Source organism: Pseudodesulfovibrio mercurii (assembly GCF_000189295.2).
In the GTDB taxonomy this organism is placed as follows: domain Bacteria; phylum Desulfobacterota; class Desulfovibrionia; order Desulfovibrionales; family Desulfovibrionaceae; genus Pseudodesulfovibrio; species Pseudodesulfovibrio mercurii.
The window spans coordinates 2,378,597-2,396,151 of sequence record NC_016803.1 but is presented as its reverse complement, the minus strand read 5'-3'; the positions used below and the strand labels follow the sequence as shown (position 1 = coordinate 2,396,151).

At 68.6% G+C, this 17,555-nt stretch carries 15 protein-coding genes; 6 read left to right on the top strand and 9 right to left on the bottom strand.

Going from position 1 to position 17,555, the window contains the following annotated elements; genetic code table 11:
• Positions 1–252 precede the first annotated feature (252 nt).
• Together DND132_RS17695 and DND132_RS10855 are read left to right on the top strand one after the other, a co-directional pair.
• Positions 253–3,114, top strand: coding sequence for a hybrid sensor histidine kinase/response regulator (locus DND132_RS17695; protein ID WP_014322790.1), 2,862 nt, complete (start codon positions 253–255; stop codon positions 3,112–3,114).
• Positions 3,115–3,193: 79 nt separating this feature from the next.
• Positions 3,194–3,871: a CBS domain-containing protein gene (locus DND132_RS10855; protein WP_014322789.1), complete on the top strand. Its 678-nt coding sequence runs from the start codon at positions 3,194–3,196 to the stop codon at positions 3,869–3,871.
• A 474-nt stretch (positions 3,872–4,345) separates the two neighbouring features.
• On the opposite strand, the gene DND132_RS10850 is transcribed toward DND132_RS10855, so the two are convergent.
• Positions 4,346–4,714, bottom strand: a complete 369-nt coding sequence (locus DND132_RS10850) for a response regulator (RefSeq protein ID WP_014322788.1) — start codon at positions 4,712–4,714, stop codon at positions 4,346–4,348.
• Positions 4,715–4,725: 11 nt separating this feature from the next.
• Positions 4,726–7,167 (bottom strand): PAS domain-containing hybrid sensor histidine kinase/response regulator, encoded by a 2,442-nt coding sequence (locus tag DND132_RS10845; RefSeq protein ID WP_014322787.1) that lies wholly within the window; start codon positions 7,165–7,167, stop codon positions 4,726–4,728.
• A 177-nt stretch (positions 7,168–7,344) separates the two neighbouring features.
• On the opposite strand from DND132_RS10845, the gene DND132_RS10840 reads away from it, so the two are divergent.
• A complete protein-coding gene (locus tag DND132_RS10840) occupies positions 7,345–8,199 on the top strand; it encodes a radical SAM protein (RefSeq protein WP_238528163.1) in 855 nt (284 codons plus the stop codon).
• 13 nt (positions 8,200–8,212) lie between these two features.
• On the opposite strand, the gene DND132_RS10835 is transcribed toward DND132_RS10840, so the two are convergent.
• Positions 8,213–9,421: an amidohydrolase family protein gene (locus tag DND132_RS10835; RefSeq protein WP_014322785.1), complete on the bottom strand. Its 1,209-nt coding sequence runs from the start codon at positions 9,419–9,421 to the stop codon at positions 8,213–8,215.
• Positions 9,422–9,429: 8 nt separating this feature from the next.
• Positions 9,430–10,677 (bottom strand): EAL and HDOD domain-containing protein, encoded by a 1,248-nt coding sequence (locus DND132_RS18865; protein ID WP_014322784.1) that lies wholly within the window; start codon positions 10,675–10,677, stop codon positions 9,430–9,432.
• A 223-nt stretch (positions 10,678–10,900) separates the two neighbouring features.
• Between DND132_RS18865 and DND132_RS10825 the strand changes: the two genes are divergently transcribed.
• Positions 10,901–11,704 (top strand): 2-amino-3,7-dideoxy-D-threo-hept-6-ulosonate synthase, encoded by an 804-nt coding sequence (locus tag DND132_RS10825; RefSeq protein WP_014322783.1) that lies wholly within the window; start codon positions 10,901–10,903, stop codon positions 11,702–11,704.
• Positions 11,705–12,343: 639 nt separating this feature from the next.
• On the opposite strand, the gene DND132_RS10815 is transcribed toward DND132_RS10825, so the two are convergent.
• The 3 genes from DND132_RS10815 to DND132_RS10805 are packed head-to-tail and all read right to left on the bottom strand — an operon-like array spanning position 12,344 to position 14,510.
• Positions 12,344–12,745 carry a hypothetical protein gene (locus tag DND132_RS10815; RefSeq protein WP_014322782.1) on the bottom strand — a complete coding sequence of 134 codons (402 nt, stop codon included), beginning with the start codon at positions 12,743–12,745 and terminating at the stop codon, positions 12,344–12,346.
• Between the two features lie 12 nt (positions 12,746–12,757).
• Entirely contained in the window at positions 12,758–13,738 is a 981-nt protein-coding gene (locus DND132_RS10810; RefSeq protein ID WP_014322781.1) for a HEAT repeat domain-containing protein, read from the bottom strand.
• Positions 13,739–13,763: 25 nt separating this feature from the next.
• On the bottom strand, positions 13,764–14,510 hold the full coding sequence (locus DND132_RS10805; RefSeq protein WP_014322780.1) for a S24 family peptidase: 747 nt from the start codon (positions 14,508–14,510) through the stop codon (positions 13,764–13,766).
• Positions 14,511–14,666: 156 nt separating this feature from the next.
• Between DND132_RS10805 and DND132_RS10800 the strand changes: the two genes are divergently transcribed.
• Both DND132_RS10800 and DND132_RS10795 read left to right on the top strand, forming a co-directional pair.
• The gene (locus tag DND132_RS10800) at positions 14,667–15,062 is read left to right on the top strand and encodes a DUF5675 family protein (RefSeq protein ID WP_014322779.1); all 396 of its coding nucleotides are present in this window, start codon (positions 14,667–14,669) and stop codon (positions 15,060–15,062) included.
• A gap of 14 nt (positions 15,063–15,076) precedes the next feature.
• The gene (locus DND132_RS10795; protein WP_014322778.1) at positions 15,077–15,307 is read left to right on the top strand and encodes a MerR family transcriptional regulator; all 231 of its coding nucleotides are present in this window, start codon (positions 15,077–15,079) and stop codon (positions 15,305–15,307) included.
• Here DND132_RS10795 and DND132_RS10790 read toward each other — a convergent pair.
• A complete protein-coding gene (locus DND132_RS10790) occupies positions 15,268–16,086 on the bottom strand; it encodes a hypothetical protein (RefSeq protein ID WP_014322777.1) in 819 nt (272 codons plus the stop codon). The genes DND132_RS10795 and DND132_RS10790 overlap by 40 nt on opposite strands.
• A gap of 113 nt (positions 16,087–16,199) precedes the next feature.
• Positions 16,200–17,555: an SH3 domain-containing protein gene (locus DND132_RS10785; RefSeq protein ID WP_014322776.1), complete on the bottom strand. Its 1,356-nt coding sequence runs from the start codon at positions 17,553–17,555 to the stop codon at positions 16,200–16,202.

The following is a 17,555-nucleotide window of genomic DNA, read 5'->3' as shown; positions in this document are numbered from 1 at the left end:
AAGGTTCCCGGTCGGGGAGGGCCAGTACTGTGTGTAATCCGCGTTCGGCCAGAAAGCAAGGGGGAGGGGAAATGGAAGGACTGTCTTTTCAGACGGTTGCACTCAGCTTTGCGCCCCGGCGGCCCGTTCTAACGGGACTGCGCGGACTTGGCGATCATGCTATGCACTTGTCCCGGGTCCCGTTTGTGGCGTAAGGGCAACGGGTAGGCGGCGGAAACGGTTCAAGTTTCGGAACGGCCACGGAGGCGATGCGTGAGAATACTGATCCTGGCGGGCAAGGATGTGGACGGGCGGGACCTGGACCTGCTCCCGGAGGGATGCGCGCGGACCGTGGTCCGCCTGACTTCGGTCTCGCGGGGCGTGCGCCGCCTGGAAAAGGACGACGCGGACCTGGTCCTGTTCGTGCCCGACGTCGGGGACGACTCCTGGCCCAGGGCCGTGACCCGCGTGCGCGGGGAATACGGGCGGCAGGCCATCGTCCTGGTCCGCGAGCCCGGCCTGGAGGCCGAGGCCCTGGCCCACGGCGCCTTCGACTGCTACGTCCTCGGGCCGGGGACGCGCGACTACCTGGCCCACGGCCTCCTGCACCTGGAGGGCCGCCTCTCCCTCGAGGCCCAGCTGGCGGACGAGCGGGCCATGCTCGACTGGATGGAGCGCACCGACGTCTTCGGCAGCTGGGTCATGGGCCGGGACGGGGACATCCGCTGGTCCGAGGGGTTGCACCGGATCTTCGGCCCGGAGGCCGAGCCCGGCCGCAGGCTGTCCGGCCTGCGCAGACACGTCCACCCGGACGACCTGGAGGTCTTCGACCGGGCCAACGAGGCCACCTTCGACCAGGGCTGGCCCCTGGACTTCGAGTACCGGGCGGTGGACGGGGACGGCAAGGTCCGCCACCTGCACGTCAACCGCGAGGTGGAGCTGGACCCGAACGGGGGCGTCAAACGCATCTGGGGCATGGCCCGCGACGTCTCCCTGCAAAAGGAATTCGAGGAGCTGCTCTTCCGGCGGGACGCCATCCTCCAGGTCCTGGCCAACTTCGCCAGCCGGTTCCTGCGCAAGGCGGACTGGAACGAGGGCGTGGGCGAGGCCCTGGCCAAGCTCGGCAAGGTCGCGGACGTGACCCGCATCTATCTTTTCAGGAAGGCCATCGACGCATCGGGCGCCGAGATTCTGGCCCTGCAGGACGAGTGGGAGGCGGACTGGATAGCGCCCCTGGGCGGCATGCCGGACCTCCTCGACCTGCCCATCTCGCCCCTCTACGACACCTGGCGCGGGGCCATGCTCAAGCGCAAGGTGGTCACGGGCCACGTCCGGCACTTCCGCAAGGAGGAGCGGGCGGTCTTCTCGTCCACCGGGGCCAAGTCGGTCATGATCGTGCCGGTCTTCGCCGGAAACGTCTGGTGGGGGTTCCTGGGGCTGTCCGAGCACCGCCGCGAGCGGGACTGGCTGCCCGTGGAGATCGAATCCATGATGCTGGCCGCCAACCTTTTCGGTTCGGCCATCCACTACGGCGAGATGAGCCGCAGGCTCGTGGAGGCCAACCGGTCCGCCGAGGAGGCCTCGTCCGCGGCCCTTGAGGCCAACATGGCCAAGTCCATGTTCCTGGCCAACATGAGCCACGAGATCCGCACGCCCATCAGCGGCATCCTGGGCATGGCCGAGATGATGGTCACCACCGGCCTGACCGAGGAGCAGCGCGAGCACATGGACATGATCCGCGACGCGGGCAAGTCCCTGCTGCACATCATCAACGACATCCTGGACATCTCCAAGATCGAGGCGGGCCGGATGGAGCTCAAGCCCCGTGACTTCACCTTCCGCTCGGCGCTGGAGACCAGCGTGCGCTCCTTCGGGCCCCAGGCCGAACTCAACGGCCTGGTCTTCCGCCACGACGTGGCCGACGACGTGCCGGCGCGGCTCAACGGCGATCCCGACCGCCTGGGCCAGGTCCTCTGGAACCTCATCGGCAACGCCATGAAGTTCACCCCGCGCGGCCTGGTGGAGCTGATCGTGGAGGTCGTCGCCCGCAAGGAGGGGCGCGTCTGCCTGCAATTCAAGGTCCGCGACACCGGCGTGGGCATCCCCGAGGACAAGCTCGACGCGGTCTTCGACAGCTTCACCCAGGCGGACAGCTCCCTGCGCAAGAAACACCAGGGCACCGGCCTGGGCCTGACCATCTCCCGCCAGCTGGTCAACATGATGGGCGGCGAGATCGGCGTGGAGTCCGCCGTGGGCAAGGGCAGCACCTTTTTCTTCACCGCCTGGTTCGGCCCGGCCGAGACCGCCGAGCCCGAACCCGTCCAGGCCCGGCCGCGTTCCCCGCGCGCCCTGCATCTGAATATCCTCCTGGCCGACGACAACCCCATGAACCGGAAGTACCTGCAACACTTCCTGACCATGTTCGGCCACACCGTGGTCACGGCCGAGAACGGGCTCGAGGCCCTGGAGGTGCTCCGCGACCGGGGCCGGACCGTGGACGTGGTCCTCATGGACGTCCAGATGCCCGAGATGAGCGGACTCGAGGCCACCCGCGCCATCCGCGAGTCCGACGGCCGCCAGTACGACCGCAGGATTCCGATCATCGCCCTGACCGCCTACGCCATGAAGGGCGACCGCGAACGCATGCTCGAGGCGGGCATGGACGACTACGTCAGCAAGCCCGTGGACATGCACGCCCTGTCCGAGGCCATCGTCCGCTGCACCGAGGACCGCGAGCCCTCCGGCGGCAGGGTCTGCCGCCCCGCCCCGCCCGAACCGGCGGCCAAGGCCCTCGAGGTCACCCTCGACGTGGACGGCCTGCGCAAGCGGTTCGAGGGCAACATGGACCTGTACCGGGACATCCTCGACCTCTTCCTGCTCGAGGCCAAGGTCAAGCGCGAGGCCCTGGAACAGGGGCTCGCGGACATGGACCCCAAGGGCACGGCCGCCGCCCTGCACTCCATCACCAACATCGCCAGCCACGTCCTGGCCATGGACCTGGTCCACCTCTCCCGGCAGCTGGAAAAAAAGTGTTATTGCGGTGAGATGGAGGCGGTCAAGGCGGGTGTCGCCGAACTCCTGCCGCGCTTCGACGCCCTGGTCCGGGCCGTGGCGAAAGAGGTCGCGCGGCTGTAATCCGTTGCAATTTGCGGACTTACGGGGTAGATATTGCATACCGTTTCCATCCCGGAAACCACTGTACAGGAGGAAGCCGATGCTGGTCAGAGACTGGATGACGGTCAACGTCATCGCCCTGGGAGTGAATTCTTCGGTGCTGGATGCGGCCGAGATTCTGCGTGAAAAGAACATCCGTCAGTTCCCGGTCATCGACAGCGCGGGCTCCCTGGTGGGCATCGTCTCCGACCGGGACATCCGCGACGCCATGCCCTCCAAGTTCATCCCCGGCGACGCCGTGGTTGAAAGCGGCGGCGGCCTGTACACGCTGACCGCGGGCGACATCATGACCCTGGACCCCATCTCCGTGCCCTCGGACGCGGCCATGACCGAAGTGGCCGACCTTCTGGTCAAGCACAAGGTCGGCGGCCTGCCCGTGGTGGACGGCGGCCGGCTGGAGGGGATCATCACCCAGCTCGACGTGCTCCGCTTCCTGTGCGCCTCGGCGGGCTCCGCGCGCGGCGGGGCCCAGTTCGGCATCCGCATGGACGGCCCCGAGGGCGCCCTGGCCGACCTGCTCTGCGACCTGCGCTCCAAGGGCATTGTCTTCACCAGCGTCTTCACCGCCGTGGACCCGGCCCGCACCGGCTCCCGCAACGCCTACGTGTCCATCGCCGACCTCGGCGACAAGCCTATCGAGAAGGTCGTCGAGCTGCTGCAACGTAAATACACTCTGTTATTCTACGTAGCCGAAGGTGTGACGGTAGACTTGGTTTAGGGACCCTACGCGGCTTCCGATAGCGGCGCATCTGCACATTTTTCCCGGCCGCGACAATCCTCACGTAGACGGCTATCGCTGCTGTCGTCATCTCTAAGACCGAGCAAGCTCGGCCTAAGAGCTGATGCACGCTGCGGTTGTCGCGGCCGGAAGAAAATGCATAGCTGCACCACTCTCGACAAATCCGCAGGACGGGGCGAATCAAAGCCTAGTGCGAGCGCGGAGAGCCGCTGTCGGACGGCTGCGCCGCCCGAATCGCTCCATGAAGAATGAAGAAGATGGCTCCTGACGCAGAATTGGTTAGGAGCCTTTTTTGTATGTTCCTGCCCCGCGAAGCGGCGATAAAAAGCTTTGAAGGGGGAGTCCAGAGGGGGAAACTTTCTCGAAAGTTTCCCCCTCTGGCCGCCGGAGGCGAAAAAGGTCCCCCCGGCCGCAGTGCGGCCGGGGGGACCTTTCTCACCTCATCTCGCCGGCCTAGTCGGTCAGGGCGTCGCGGACGACCTGGACGAGGCGGCGGGTGTCGATGGGCTTGGTGAAGGTGTCGACCACGTCGTAGACCTTGGCCAGTTCGACGATGGCCTCGGGGTTGAAGGCTTCGCCGCCGGAGATGGCGATGAACTTGTGGGCGCTGTCGGCCTTGATGAGTTCGCCCATGACCTGGAGTCCGCCCTTTTTGGGCAGGAAGATGTCGATGATGGACAGGTCGATGGGGGTGTCGTGGCAGATGCGGATGGCTTCTTCGCCGTCCGCCGCCTCGATCACGTTGAAGCCTTCGGCCTCGAGAACCGACTTGAGCAGTTCCCGGATCATGGGCGCGTCATCGACGACGAGGATGGTTTTCATCACGGTGCTCCTTACGTTTCGGGGAGGGTATCCGTTGTCCGGGCCTGAATGCCCGATACGTAGTCTAGCGCGGATCGGACGTCGGATTCAAGGATTTTCAATTCCTTTTCGGCGGAAGACAGATCCTGCTGGCGGCAGAGGTATTCCATCTGCTCGGCGATGGCCCCGAGACGGTGCGCGCCCACGGTGCGGGCCGAGCTTTTGATGGAGTGGGCCATGCGCTTGGCGTTGTTCCAGTCCCGTTTGGCGAAGTGGCCGGTCAGCTCCTCGAGTTCGCCGGGCACGTCGCGCAGGAATATCTGGTCCATGCGGGCCAGGAGTTCGGTCTTGCCGCCGAGCATTTCCAGGGCGGACTTGCGGTCGAAGGGCTTGCCCGGCGCGATCGGGACCGACGGTTCCGACTCCGGGGCCGGACCCGGGTTCGGACGGCCGTTCATGGCCCGGGCGATAGTGTGGTAGAAGTCCCGCATCTTGATGGGTTTGGCGATGTAGTCGTTCATGCCCGCGTCGAGGAACCGCTCGCGGTCGCCCTTGAGGGCGTGGGCGGTCAGGGCGATGATGGGCACGTTGGGGTTCAGGGCCCCGGAGTTGGGGTCGCGGATGGCGCGGGTGGCGGACACGCCGTCCATGATGGGCATCTGGACGTCCATGAGGACCAGGTCGAAGGGGGCCTCGCGCAGAGCGTTGAGGGCCTCGATGCCGTTTTTCACGGCCAGGACCCGGTGCCCCCGCTCGCTGAGCAGGGTGGTGGCCAGTTCGCGGTTGAGCGGGTTGTCGTCGGCCAGGAGCACGTTCAGGGGGGCCAGGGACGGGACCGGGGTCTCGGCCTCCAGGCGTTCCCGTTCCACGGCCGCGGGGTCGCCCACGGTGAGTTCGGTGGTGAAGGTGAAGGTGCTGCCCATGCCCTCCCGGCTTTCCAGGGTCAGCTCGCCGCCCATGAGTTCCACCAGGAGTTGGCAGATGGCCAGGCCCAGGCCCGTGCCGCCGTACTTGCGGGTGATGGAGTCGTCGGCCTGGAGAAAGGACTGGAAGATGTCCCGCTGCTTGTGTTCCGGGATGCCCACGCCGGTGTCGGTCACGGCGAAGACCAGGGTGATGGGGTCGCCGGGTTTGAGGTCGTCGGCCGGTGCGGCGGGCCTGACGGACACGGTCACGCCGCCGGTCTCGGTGAACTTGATGGCGTTGCCGATGAGGTTGATGAGGATCTGGCGCAGCCGCGAGGGGTCGCCCACCAGGGCCGGGGGCACGTCCTCGGCCACGCCGGCGCGCAGTTCGAGGCCCTTTTCCTCGGCCGCGATGAGGTGCAGGTCCAGGGTGCCCTCGATGGTCCGGCGCAGGTCGAAGTCGATGTTCTCCAGGGTCAGGCGGGCGGCCTCGATCTTGGAGAAGTCGAGGATGTCGTTGATCACCGAGAGGAGCGAGTTGCCCGCCTCCATGACCCGGTGCAGGTAGCGGTCCTTGCGGTCCTTGTCCGGGATGGACAGGGCCAGCTCGGACATGCCCAGGATGGCGTTCAGCGGGGTGCGGATTTCGTGGCTCATGTTGGCCAGGAACGAGGACTTGGCCCGTGTGGCGGCGTCGGCCTTCTCCATGGCGGTGACCAGGCGCTGGGACTTGCTGGTCAGCTCCACGTTGGCCCGCTCCAGCTCCACGGTGCGCTGTCGGACGCGGTCCTCCAACTTGTCGCGGGCCATTTTCAGGGCGTCCTCGGCCCGCTGGCGGGCGGTGATGTCGATGCCCAGGACCATGATCATGCGCTCGCCGTTGGAGTCGGTCATGGGGCTGCATTGCAGGTGGAAGGTCCGGCCCTGGTTGTCGGTCCAGTCCCATTCCACGGCCCGGTCGGTGTTCATGGCCTCCATGGGCGGACACAGGGAGCAGGAGGTGCCCGAGCAGTTCAGGGCCTCGCGGCAGTTGCGGTTGCGCGGGCTGCCGAAATAGCGCCGGAAGTAGCGGTTGGCGTAGCGGATGGTCTGGTCCGGGTAGAGGTGGTAGACGATGCCGGGCAGGGACTCCATGAAGAATATCTGGCGCTGTTGTTCGCGGCGCAGGTCCTCGTCGGTGCGGTGCAGCTTGGTCAGGTCCAGGGTGTGCACGGCCAGCCGGTTGACCTCGCCCCAGGGGTTGGCCACGGGCACGATGGAGTGGACCAGGGAGCGGCCGCCGATCTCCTCCTCGAAGCGCACGGCGCGCACGGTGCGGATGGCCTCCTCGATCTTGGCCCGGCGGGAGTCCGCGGCGTCGGCGGGCAGGAGGTCGTAGATGTTGGAGCGCTGCAGCCCCTGGCCGGGCTTGAGGTCGAACAGCTTGGCCGCGGCGTCGTTGGCGGCCAGCACGTAGCCGCTGACGTCCATGACGAAGGCGGATTCCACCGAGGAGTCCATCAAGGCCCTGGAGGTCTCGTCAAGTGCGACGTAGGAGGTCGGGCGGGCTGGTTTCTTTTCGAAGGGCATGCTGTTCGGGCGTCGATAGGTTCACTCTTGACTATCTAGTAAAAAACCCGGCCGGGTTGGTCAACGGGAAACCCCTGGCCGGTCATTATAAATTCACGGGCCCGGCCCGGCTTGCCATTTCCGGCCGTTGCCGTATCGTGGGCCCGTCCCCAGGGAGGGCGCATGGATCACCAGGGCATGATCATACGACCGCCGAGCGAGGCCGGGTCCATCCTGTTGCAGGTCACCCTGGGCTGCTCCCACGGCAAGTGCGCCTTTTGCGGCGCGTACCTGGGCAAGCGGTTCGGCATCAAGCCGCGCGAGGTGGTCTTCGGCGACATTGCCTGGGTCGCCCGCCACTGCCGGGACCAGCGCCGGGTCTTCCTGTGCGACGGCGACGCCGTGATCCTGCCCCAGGTGCGCCTGGTGGAGATTCTTACGCGCATCCGCGAGGACCTGCCGTGGGTCACCAGGGTGGGCGCCTACGCCGGCGCCAAGAGCCTGAAGCGCAAGACCGACGCCGAGCTGGCCGAGCTGCGCGGGCTGGGGCTCGGCATCGTCTACATGGGCCTCGAATCCGGCGACGACGCGATATTGCGGGCCATGGGCAAGAACGGCGACGCGGCCTGCATCGTGGAGCAGGGGCGGCGCGCCCGTGCGGCCGGGCTCAAGCTCAACGTCACGGTCATCAACGGGCTGGGCGGGGTGGAGCGGTCCGCCATCCACGCCGAGGCCACGGCCCGCGCCCTGACGCGCATGGACCCGGACCAGGTGGGGGCGCTCAGCCTCATGCTCGTGCCCGGCACCCCGCTCCACGACCGCTTCGAGCGCGGCGAGTTCGTCCCGCCGGACGCGCGCGGCATGCTTCGGGAGCTGCGTGCCCTGCTCGCCGGGACGGAGCTGACGCGCGGCCTGTTCCTGGCGGACCACGCCTCCAACTACCTGCCCCTCAAGGTCCGGCTGCCCTCGGGCAGGGACGCGGCGCTCACGCGCATCGACCGGGCCCTGGACGGCCTGACCCCGCTGCGGCCCGAGTCCGCCCGGCGGCTCTGATCCTCACCGAAATTCAGCGCACGAAGACCCCGTCCTTGACCACGTGCACGGGGTCTTGCAGCGCGTCCGGCGTGGGCGCGCCGCGCACCATGAGCAGGTCGGCGGCCAGGCCCGGCGCGATGCGCCCCCGGTCTTTGAGCCCGCACGCCTCGGCCGCCGTGGCCGTGGCCGCTTCGAGCACGTCCCTTTGGTCGAGCCCGGCCTCGGCCAGCAGGCGCATCTCGCGCACGGGCATGCCCGCGTCCGTGCGCCGGTAGGGAAAATCGTTGCCCAGCGCGATCCGCCCGCCCAGGGAGCGGAAGACGCGCACCGGCTCGAACAGGGCCGGGCCGTTCCACGGGGTGCGGGTGAAGACGTCCAGGGTCGGGGTCAGGATCACGCCGTCGCGGGCCATGCGTTCGAGCAGGCGCAGGTACTCCGGCACGGGCGCGTTGTCCGGGCCGAGCACCGGGCGGACGGTCCCTTGGTCGTGCAGGCGGTGCGGCACGTGCTCCACCGTGGTCACCCCGGCGTTGAGGGCGGGCGCGAGGCCGGACAGGTCCTCCACGTGGCAGCGCACGCCCAGGCCGAGCCTGCGGGCCGTGTCGCAGATGGCCGAGGCCGTGGCCGGGTCGAACAGGGGGTACGGTTCGGGCAGGACGCCCGGCTCGAAGGCGATCTTGATGCGCGTGACGCCGAGGTCCGCCAACCGGCGCACCGCGTCCGCCCCTTCCCGGGGGGAGGCGATGACCAGGGCGTGCTCCGGGCTGTGCACGGGCAGGGGGTAGCCGCCGGGCGGGCAGAGCATGGGCCCGCAGGCCGAGGGCGTGGCCGTCCGGCCCGGCGGGGAGTCGAGCAGCGCGGGCAGGCGGCGCAGCGGCGAGGCCGCGTCGCCGATGGACGTCACCCCGTGGAGCAGCCAGCGCTCGCGCCGCTCCCCGGCGGTGTGCAGGTCGTGGCAGTGGGCGTTGATGACGCCCGGCAGCACGGACGCGTTTTCAGGCGCGACCACCGGGCGGTCGGATACGGAATGCGCGGGGACGACGCCCTCGATGCGCCCGGCCCGGACGAGCACGGCGTGACCGGGCAGGACCGCTCCCCGGCCGGGGTGCACGGCGCCCGCCAGGGCGAAGATCCCGTCCGGCGGGGCCGGGGCGGCGTGCGCGCCGGGCGCGAGCATGCCGGACGCGAGCGGGCCGGTTCCGGCCAGCAGGGTCAGGAACTCGCGCCGGGACAGGGCCATGGGCCGGGCTAGGCGCCGGGCTTGGAGGAGAAGAAGGCGTCGGCCCAGGTGAAGGCGTGCTGGTAGCTGACGGCCACGGTGCCGGGCAGCAGGTTCAGGGCCGCGGCGCGCTTGCCCACCTCGTCCCAGTCCGAGGCCTCGATGGCCTTGGCCAGGTCGAGCCACGGGGTGTAGCGGGTCTTCTTGCCGCACAGGGTGGCCTTGACCTCGTCGTCCACGGGCAGGTGGTGGGTGATCTCCTTCATGTCCGTGTCGAGCATGGCGTCCAGCAGGGAGAAGAGGCCGACGATGAACAGGGTGTCGGAGTCGTCCTCGTAGCCGCTGCCCAGGGCGGCGGTCTCGAAGAGCTTGGCCCGGTGGGCCGAGATGTAGGCCAGCTCCAGGGTCTTTTCCGACGGGGTCAGGTCGGTCAGGATGATCAGCCGCAGCCAGTTGCGGATGGGCTTCCACCCGGTCAGGACCACGGCCTGCTTGATGGAGGTCACCTTGGTGGCGAAGCTGAAGTTGGCGGAGTTGAGGAAGTTGAGCAGCCGGTAGCTGATGGCCACGTCCGCCTCGATGGCCGGGGCCAGGGCGTCGAAGTTGGGCTCCTCCTTCTCGATGATCTCGAAGAGCTTGAGCCGGGTGGCCCTGGCCGAGTTGATCTTGCGCCCGGACTCGGTCTCGGGCCGCTTGAAGAAGAAGCCGTGGAACAGGTGGAAGCCCGCGTTCCTGACCTTGGCCAGGTCAACGGAGTTCTCCACCTTCTTGGCGACCATGCGGGTCACGCCGAACTTCTTGCCGCGGGTGACGATGGCCTCGAGTTCGGCCTGGTCCTTGCCCTCCACGTCGATGAGCAGGGTGTCGGCCAGCTCGGCCAGCCGCTCGCAGCCGGGCCTGCCCTCGAAGTTGTTGATGGCCAGCTCGTAGCCGTCGAGCATCAGGTCGCCCAGGGCCACGATCAGGGCCTCGTCCGGGTCCGCGATCTCCTCGAGGATGATGACCGTGTTGTCCCACGGGATGGCGTGGGGGATGCCCCGGACCACGGCCTCGGGGGTGAAGTGGATCAGGAACCGGGTCTTGGCGCTCTTGGGCATGTCGCACAGGGGCAGGTTCGCCACCAGGCTCATGGTCGCCTCGGAATTGTCGGTGAACACGGCGTGGTCCGCCTCCGCGCTGTCGCGGAAGAGCATCATGTAGCCCCAGGTGTCGTTCTGGGTATCGAGAATGGGCTGTCTGGCCACGAAGACGGATTCGTAGGTCTTCTCGTCGGTCATCGCTGTCCCCTTTTGGCAGGCAATCGAATGGTTCGTGGCGGTCCACGCGAGGCCGCACCCTGCCGAGAATAGGTGTTGGGTCGTCATTCGTCAACAACTCCGCATAAAAAGCGGCCGATAATCCGAACTTTTGCGCAGGGAATAGCGCTTTCCTCTTGGCCCGGTCTGTATTATGGGAACCGAGGTACCGCAAAGACCGCAACCGCCAGCAGCGAGGTGAACAATGCATATCGGCAAGGCCATTCGACTGGAGAGGATTTTCAACCGCAACACCGGGCGGACCATCATCGTGCCCATGGACCACGGCGTGACCGTGGGGCCCATCGCCGGGCTCGAGAAGATGCGCGACACGGTGACCAAGCTGGTGGCCGGCGGGGCCAACGCGGGGTTGGTCCACAAGGGCCAGGTCAAGCTCGGCCACCGCATGCAGGGCCGCGACTTCGGCTGCATCGTTCACCTGTCCGGGGGCACCTGCCTGTCGCCCTTTCCCAACGTCAAGCGGCTGGTGACCACCGTGGAGGAGGCCATTCGGCTGGGCGCGGACGCGGTCAGCGTGCACGTCAACCTCGGCGACGAGACCGAGGGCCAGATGCTCATGGACCTGGGCCGCGTGGCCGCCTCGGCCTCGGAGTGGGGCATGCCCCTGCTGGCCATGGTCTATGCGCGCGGCCCCAAGGTCCCGGACGAGTTCGACCCGGACATCGTGGCCCACTGCGCCCGCGTGGGCGCGGAGCTGGGCGCGGACGTGGTCAAGGTCAACTACCCCGGCAGCGCCGAGAGCTTCGCCCACGTGGTCCAGTGCGCGGGCGTGCCCGTGGTCATCGCGGGCGGGGCCAAGATGGACTCCACCAGGGATTTCCTGGACATGGTCCGCACCTCCCTGGACGCGGGCGGGGCCGGCCTGTCCGTGGGCCGCAACGTCTTCCAGCACCGCGACTCCACCCGGCTGGTGGAGGTCCTCAACCGGATCGTCCACGAGGACGCCTCGGTGGACGACGCGGTCAAGGGGTACGAGGACATCCTCTAGCCCGCACCTTTCCGGCGGGAACGGCAAGCAAAGACCCCGGCGCCGACGGCGTCAGGGTCTTTGTCGTTCCGGGGGGCGGGCCCGCACCGGCCCTGCCCGCTCCGGCCCCGCCCGTTCCGGCGCGATCCCGTTCGGGTCGCCCTGCCCGCCCGTCCCGAACCCCGCCTCGACATCCGTCCCTCCGGGCCCGCCGGACCCGCCGCCCGGCCGCAGCGCCGTGGACACGGCAAACCCCGCCCGCCGGAGTTCGGCGGCCGTGGGCAACCCTTCCTTCTGTTCGCTCCTGATGATCACGGCAAGACGCATGCTTCCCCCCGGATGCCCGGCCGTCCCTTCCGGGCGGTAAGGCGTTGTTCGATAATTATAGATGGAACGATGCGAGAATAGGAATGAGTGGGCAAAATGTCCAGTAAAAACTCACAAATTTAGCATGTAATGTCCTATTTTACTTTGAAAAATTAGTTAAATATAATTTAAAGTTTTACTATAAAAAATGTTTTATAGGCGATTCGCAATGGTGTTGCATTCATACTGCCGTCAAACATAATGCAATTGTAGTATAACAATACGTAAAAAGCCGCGTCATGCAGAGTGAGACTATGCATGACGCGGCCTGTTGCAGAGCGCTGTCTGGGTCGTCTATTGGTCCGGGGTCTTGAACACGTAGAGCGGGAGCCGTGCCTGGACATCCCAGTCGCCGTCGGTCCGCACGGCCACCTCCAGGGTGTGCCGTCCCTCGCCCTCGACCCGGAGGCCGGGCAGCTGGAAGTTCATCTTGTGCAGCATGGTCCCGGTGGGGGCGATCTCCTGCACGCCCAGGGTGACGGGTTCGCCCTGGGGCGGGACCAGGCGCAGGGAGATGGTGAACGGCTCGTCCCCCGCCCCTTCCAGGTCCCACATGCTGGCGAAGAAGATGGACGGCAGGGTGGCCGGAAACTCCGGGACCACCGCGTGTTCGATGGTCCGGATGAACGAGGTCGAGCTCGAATCCTTGTCGATGATCAGGTCCGAGCAGATAAGTGCGTAGATCAGTTCGGGCATGGTGCCTCCGTGTCAGTTCAGGTGAATGGCGCCGCCCAGGGACCGGCGCAGGTCCTCGGGCAGGGTGTGCGCCAGGTCGGGGTCGATGCCGGTCAGGAGCAGGGCCGCAGCCGCGCGCTGGCCCTCGGTGCCGGTGGCCAGCGCGGCGCGCAGGGCGGGTTCGGCCTGGTCGCCCATGCGGGCCAGGGTGTACAGGGCCATCTGGCCCATGGGCGTGCCGGGCCGGGCCAGCAGCCGGACCAGGGCGGGCGCGGCGGCCGCGCCCAGGCGCGAGAACGGCAGGTTGCGTCCCTCGCTGCCGAGCAGGGTCATTTGTCGAAATACCAGGGCCGGGTCCGGGCCGATGAGGTCCAGGGTCTCGGCCAGGACGTGGACCAGGCGCATGTCGTCGGTTCGTAGGGCCCGGATCAGGGCCGGGGCCGCGGGCAGGGCCTCGGGTCCCATGGTCCCGAGCAACCAGGCAGCCTTGGCCTGGACCGGCGGGTCGTCGCGGCCCAGCAGCCGGGCCAGGGCCGGGACCGCGTCCGGACCCATGCGGCTCAGGCACAGGGCCGCGGCCACGCGGACGTCGTTGCTCGGGTCGGCCAGCCGCCGGGCCACGTCGGGCGCGGCCAGCCCGTCCAGGCGGGCCAGGGTGTGGGCGGCCAGGGAGCGCACCGTGGGGTCCGGGTCGCCCAGGGCCCGGAGCAGGCCGTCCAGGGCCAGGCCGGGGGCGGGTTGCAGGGCCAGGCCGATGACCGCCCCGCGCCGGACCTCGGCGGAACTGTCGTCCAGGGCCGCGAGCAGGCCGGGCAGGACCGTCTGGCCGCAGCCGTGCAGGGCGGACACGCCCGTGGCCCGGACGGCCGCGTCCGGGCTGCCGAGCATGGCCGCCAGGGACCGGGCGTCCTGCCCCGCTCCCCTGGCCGTGGCCGGAAGCAGGGCCGCGGCCAGGACGAGCAGCAGGACCGGCAGGCACCGATTGTACGCAACAATGTGTCGAACGTCCAACATCGTCTCTCCTTGTCTCGAAAAATGGCTATTTCCGGGTCATGTCGCTCCAGGCCCAGACCACGTTGCCGCCGATGGCGGCACGGATGTCCCCGCCGAAGTCCCGGCCGAGCCGGAAGGTGGCGGGCGGATATTCGCGGCTGTTGTCCGAGTAGTAGATCAGCTCCACATCGTCGTCCAGCCGCCGGGTGCTGACCCGCCGGATGCGCACCGGCCCGTTCTCGCCCGGCTCCCGGACGAGCATGATCCTGCCCGCCGGGCAGGGGTCCCGGTCGTCGCGGTCCACCAGGACGATGTCGCCGGGGTGCAGGGTCGGGGTCATGGACTGTTCGCCGGGCCGGACCTCCACGGCCACCAGGTTGGAGCGGAAGCGGATGGACTCCTGGTGCCGCCAGACCAGGACCCAGCCCTCCACGCTTTCCTCGGGCACGAGGGCGGCCGAGGCGGCCACGGCCGGGGCGGCCAGTGGCACGGCCAGGTAGTCGTCGGCGCGCGGCTCGGGCGCGCCCGGCCCGGCCCTCCCCTTGTCGGGCGGCCGGAAGCAGACCTCGCGGGCCGCGTCCGCCGGTTCGTCGCAAAAGGCCAGGGTCACGCCCACGCGGTCCAGGATGTGGCCCAGGGAGTCGCTGTTCAGGCCGCGCTCCCGCTTGAGGAACCGGTTCAGCTGCGACGGGTCGACCCCGAGTTCGTCCGCCATCCGTTTGTTGTTGGAGTATCGCTTGCCCGGCCCGATCCTGTCGAGGAGCGCCTGGCGCACATTGTCGGTGAATCCCATATCAACCCCTTTTCCGTGTAATGGTTGTGCACCCTTATACATGAAAATTGGCAAATGTCTAAACAGAAATGCGGAAAATGGTTGACTAGCAAATAGACAAATGACTATACATAGTCGGAACGACTTGGTCAGAATGCAATATTTGAGGAGTAACCAATGAAAAAAGTGGACATTATTCGGTTGGAGAAAAGCGATGCGGGGACCTTCGGCGTGCTCCGTCTGGACGGTCGGGTGCAGTGCGTCACCCTGGAGCCGCCCGAGCGCGGCAACCGGGTGGGCGCATCCTGCATCCCGGCCGGGACCTACACCTGCCGCCGCGTGGACTCGCCGACCTTCGGACCGACCTTCGAGGTGGCCGACGTGCCGGGGCGCACGGCCATCCTCTTTCACCAGGGCAACGTGGTCCGGGACACCCACGGCTGCATCCTGCTCGGCAGCCGGTTCGGCCGCCTGGGGCCGGAGCGCGGGGTGCTCGACTCGCGCGCGGCCTTCCGGGAGTTCCTGGCCGACTGCGGCGACGAGCAGGCCTTTTGTTTCGAGATCGCGGAATAGGGGCGGGGGCGCGCATGTCGGAAATCTGTCTGAAAGGGGCGAAGGACATCTGCGAGGCCGTGGGCGAGAACCCGCGCAACATCACGGAGCTGGTCCGGGACAAGGGGCTGCCCGCCTGGAAGCGGGACGACAAGGGGTCGTGGCGCGCCCTGCCCGAGGATCTGCAACGGTGGATCCGCGAGCAGCGCGACCGGCACATCAGCAACTACGTGTTCAGGGAGCGGCCCGACGGGGGCCTGGGCTGACCGGCCCGGTCCCCGACCGGGGGGAGCGAGGAAGTCGTCGAGAACGAGTCCATGGCGGGCGCGGTGTACGTGACCGGCAAGCGCAGGGAGCTGCCGCCGTTCACGCCCTGGGCGCACGGGTCGCCGTCGCACGGCGGCACGGACAGGCGCAGCCCGACCTCGCTCCGCGACAGGTAGAGCCGCTCTGCCTGGGCCAGCCCGCTTTCCAGCCGGTCCAGTCTGGCCAGCAGCGGGTCCGGCTCATGGACGACGTAGGTGTGGGCCGGGACCGTCCGGCGCGGCACGGGCGCGATCCGGTTCGGGACGGGCCGGGCCGGGGCCACGGCGGCGACCGCGCGCTTCGGCGCAACGGTATGATTTTTCACGGGTATTGTGGCGGCCACGGCGACCGGTTCGGCGACCGGTTCAGCGACCGGACCGGTCCTGTTTCCTGTCTTGGGGGCCGCCTTGGCCACTGCCACTGCCTGCGGCGCGTCGGCCTGGGTCGGGCCGTCCACGGTGCGGCGCAGGGCCCCGGCAAAGGCCGCCGGGGCGGGCTCGTTCCCCTCTCCGTCCTCCAGCAGCCAGTCGAACTTGGCCAGGAAGACCTGGTCCGGGGTGCGGTCGTTGACCCCGTACTCGTAGGAGCACTCGGCCACGGTGTAGGCCGCCCCGGCCAGCTGGGCCACGGGCGGGCCCATGAGCCCGAACACGCCCAGGGCCGCGTTGGCGGCCAGGCAGCCTGGCAGCAGGGTCAGGGCTCCCAGGAGCAGGAGGCGGCGGTAACTGGCGTGGTTCATGGCCGTGCCGATGCATGGCCCGTTCCCGCCGGACCCAAGGCATGGGAAATCAGGCCGTTGCACGGCCCGGTTCCGGCCGCGCTCCGGGCCGCGTCAAAAACCGGTCGCGCCGGTCAGGGCAGGGTGTTCAGGGAGCGGACCGCGTGCAGGAGCACGCCGTCGGGCCGGGCCAGGTCGCGGAGATTCAGCCCCGGTTCCAGGGTGGTGATGACGGTCCGGCCGATGATGGCCCGCCCCTCGGTCCCGCCCCGCCGGGTCTTGAGCCCCCAGGCCGTGTGCAGGACCACGGGCTCGCCGCGCCATGAGCCGATGTAGAGCATGATGTGCCCCGGCTTGCGCACCAGGGTCAGGAAGGGCACGCTCTCCTCCAGGATGCGCGCCTTCTTGGCCGCGTCGTCCCCTCCGTCCAGGGGCTCCACCCAGCCGAGTCTGGCCTGCTGGCTCGAATTGCGCGGCAGGAAGATGCCGAAGGCGGCCATCAGGTCCATGGTCGTGGCCGAACAGTCGCGGTCCCCGTACAGCCCGCCCCAGCCGTAGGGCTGGCCGAGCATGCGGTTGGCCAGCCGGGCGAAGTTGTCCGGCGTGGGCGCGAGCGGCGCGGGCTCGGCGTCCCCGGCCTGGAGCCGGGCGTGCCGGATGACCGCCCGCCCCTGTTCGTCCCTGGCCGGGACCAGGACCGTGAGCCCGCCGTTTTCCGTTCCGCCCTCCGCGCCCCCCTGGGGCGTTTTGGCCACGGGCAGCAGGGAGCCGATGGACCCCATGCAGCGGAACACGCCGTCCTCGTCCACCAGGGGGACCCCGTCCCGGACCACGGCGGCGTAGGTCCCGGTCCGGAACCGGTCGGCGAAGTCGCCGTTCACCCAGGCGACGTCCCGGACCCGCACCCAGCCGTAGGCGAAGCGCGACTCCACCAGCACCCAGGCGCGGTCCGCGCTCTCGTGGGTGGCCAGCAGCGGGGTCCCGGCCAGGACCAGGGAGTTCTGCGCGTAGTCGAAGGGGAACCCCTCGCCCGCCTGCCGGGGGTCGTAAAACACGGGCCTGTCCGTGGGCAGCACGCGCATGGCGGTGTCGGTCACGGCGATGGCCCGGCGGTTCAGGCTCGGGTAGTCGCCCACCCGCGAGGCCTCGGCCATCTCCCCGAGCCAGGCCGGGTCGCGCTGAAGCGTGTTCTCCCCGTAGAGCGGCCGGTCCGCGAAGGCGGTCAGCCCCCAGAAGACCTTTTCCGCCGGATACTCGGGCCGGGTCCGCTCCCAGGGGTCGAAGTGGCGCATGAGCAGGTCCGACCAGGCCGTAGCCTGGACCTCCGGGCTCATGAGCAGGGCGTCCCCCGGCAGCCCGTGGTACGCACCGGCGTCCTGGGCCAGGGGCAGGGCCACGGGCTGCACGGGCCGTACCGCGCACCCCGCCCCGATCAGGAGCAGGGCCGCAAGCAGAACGGCGCGAGGCGCGGTGAGGCCGGGGCGGCGCAT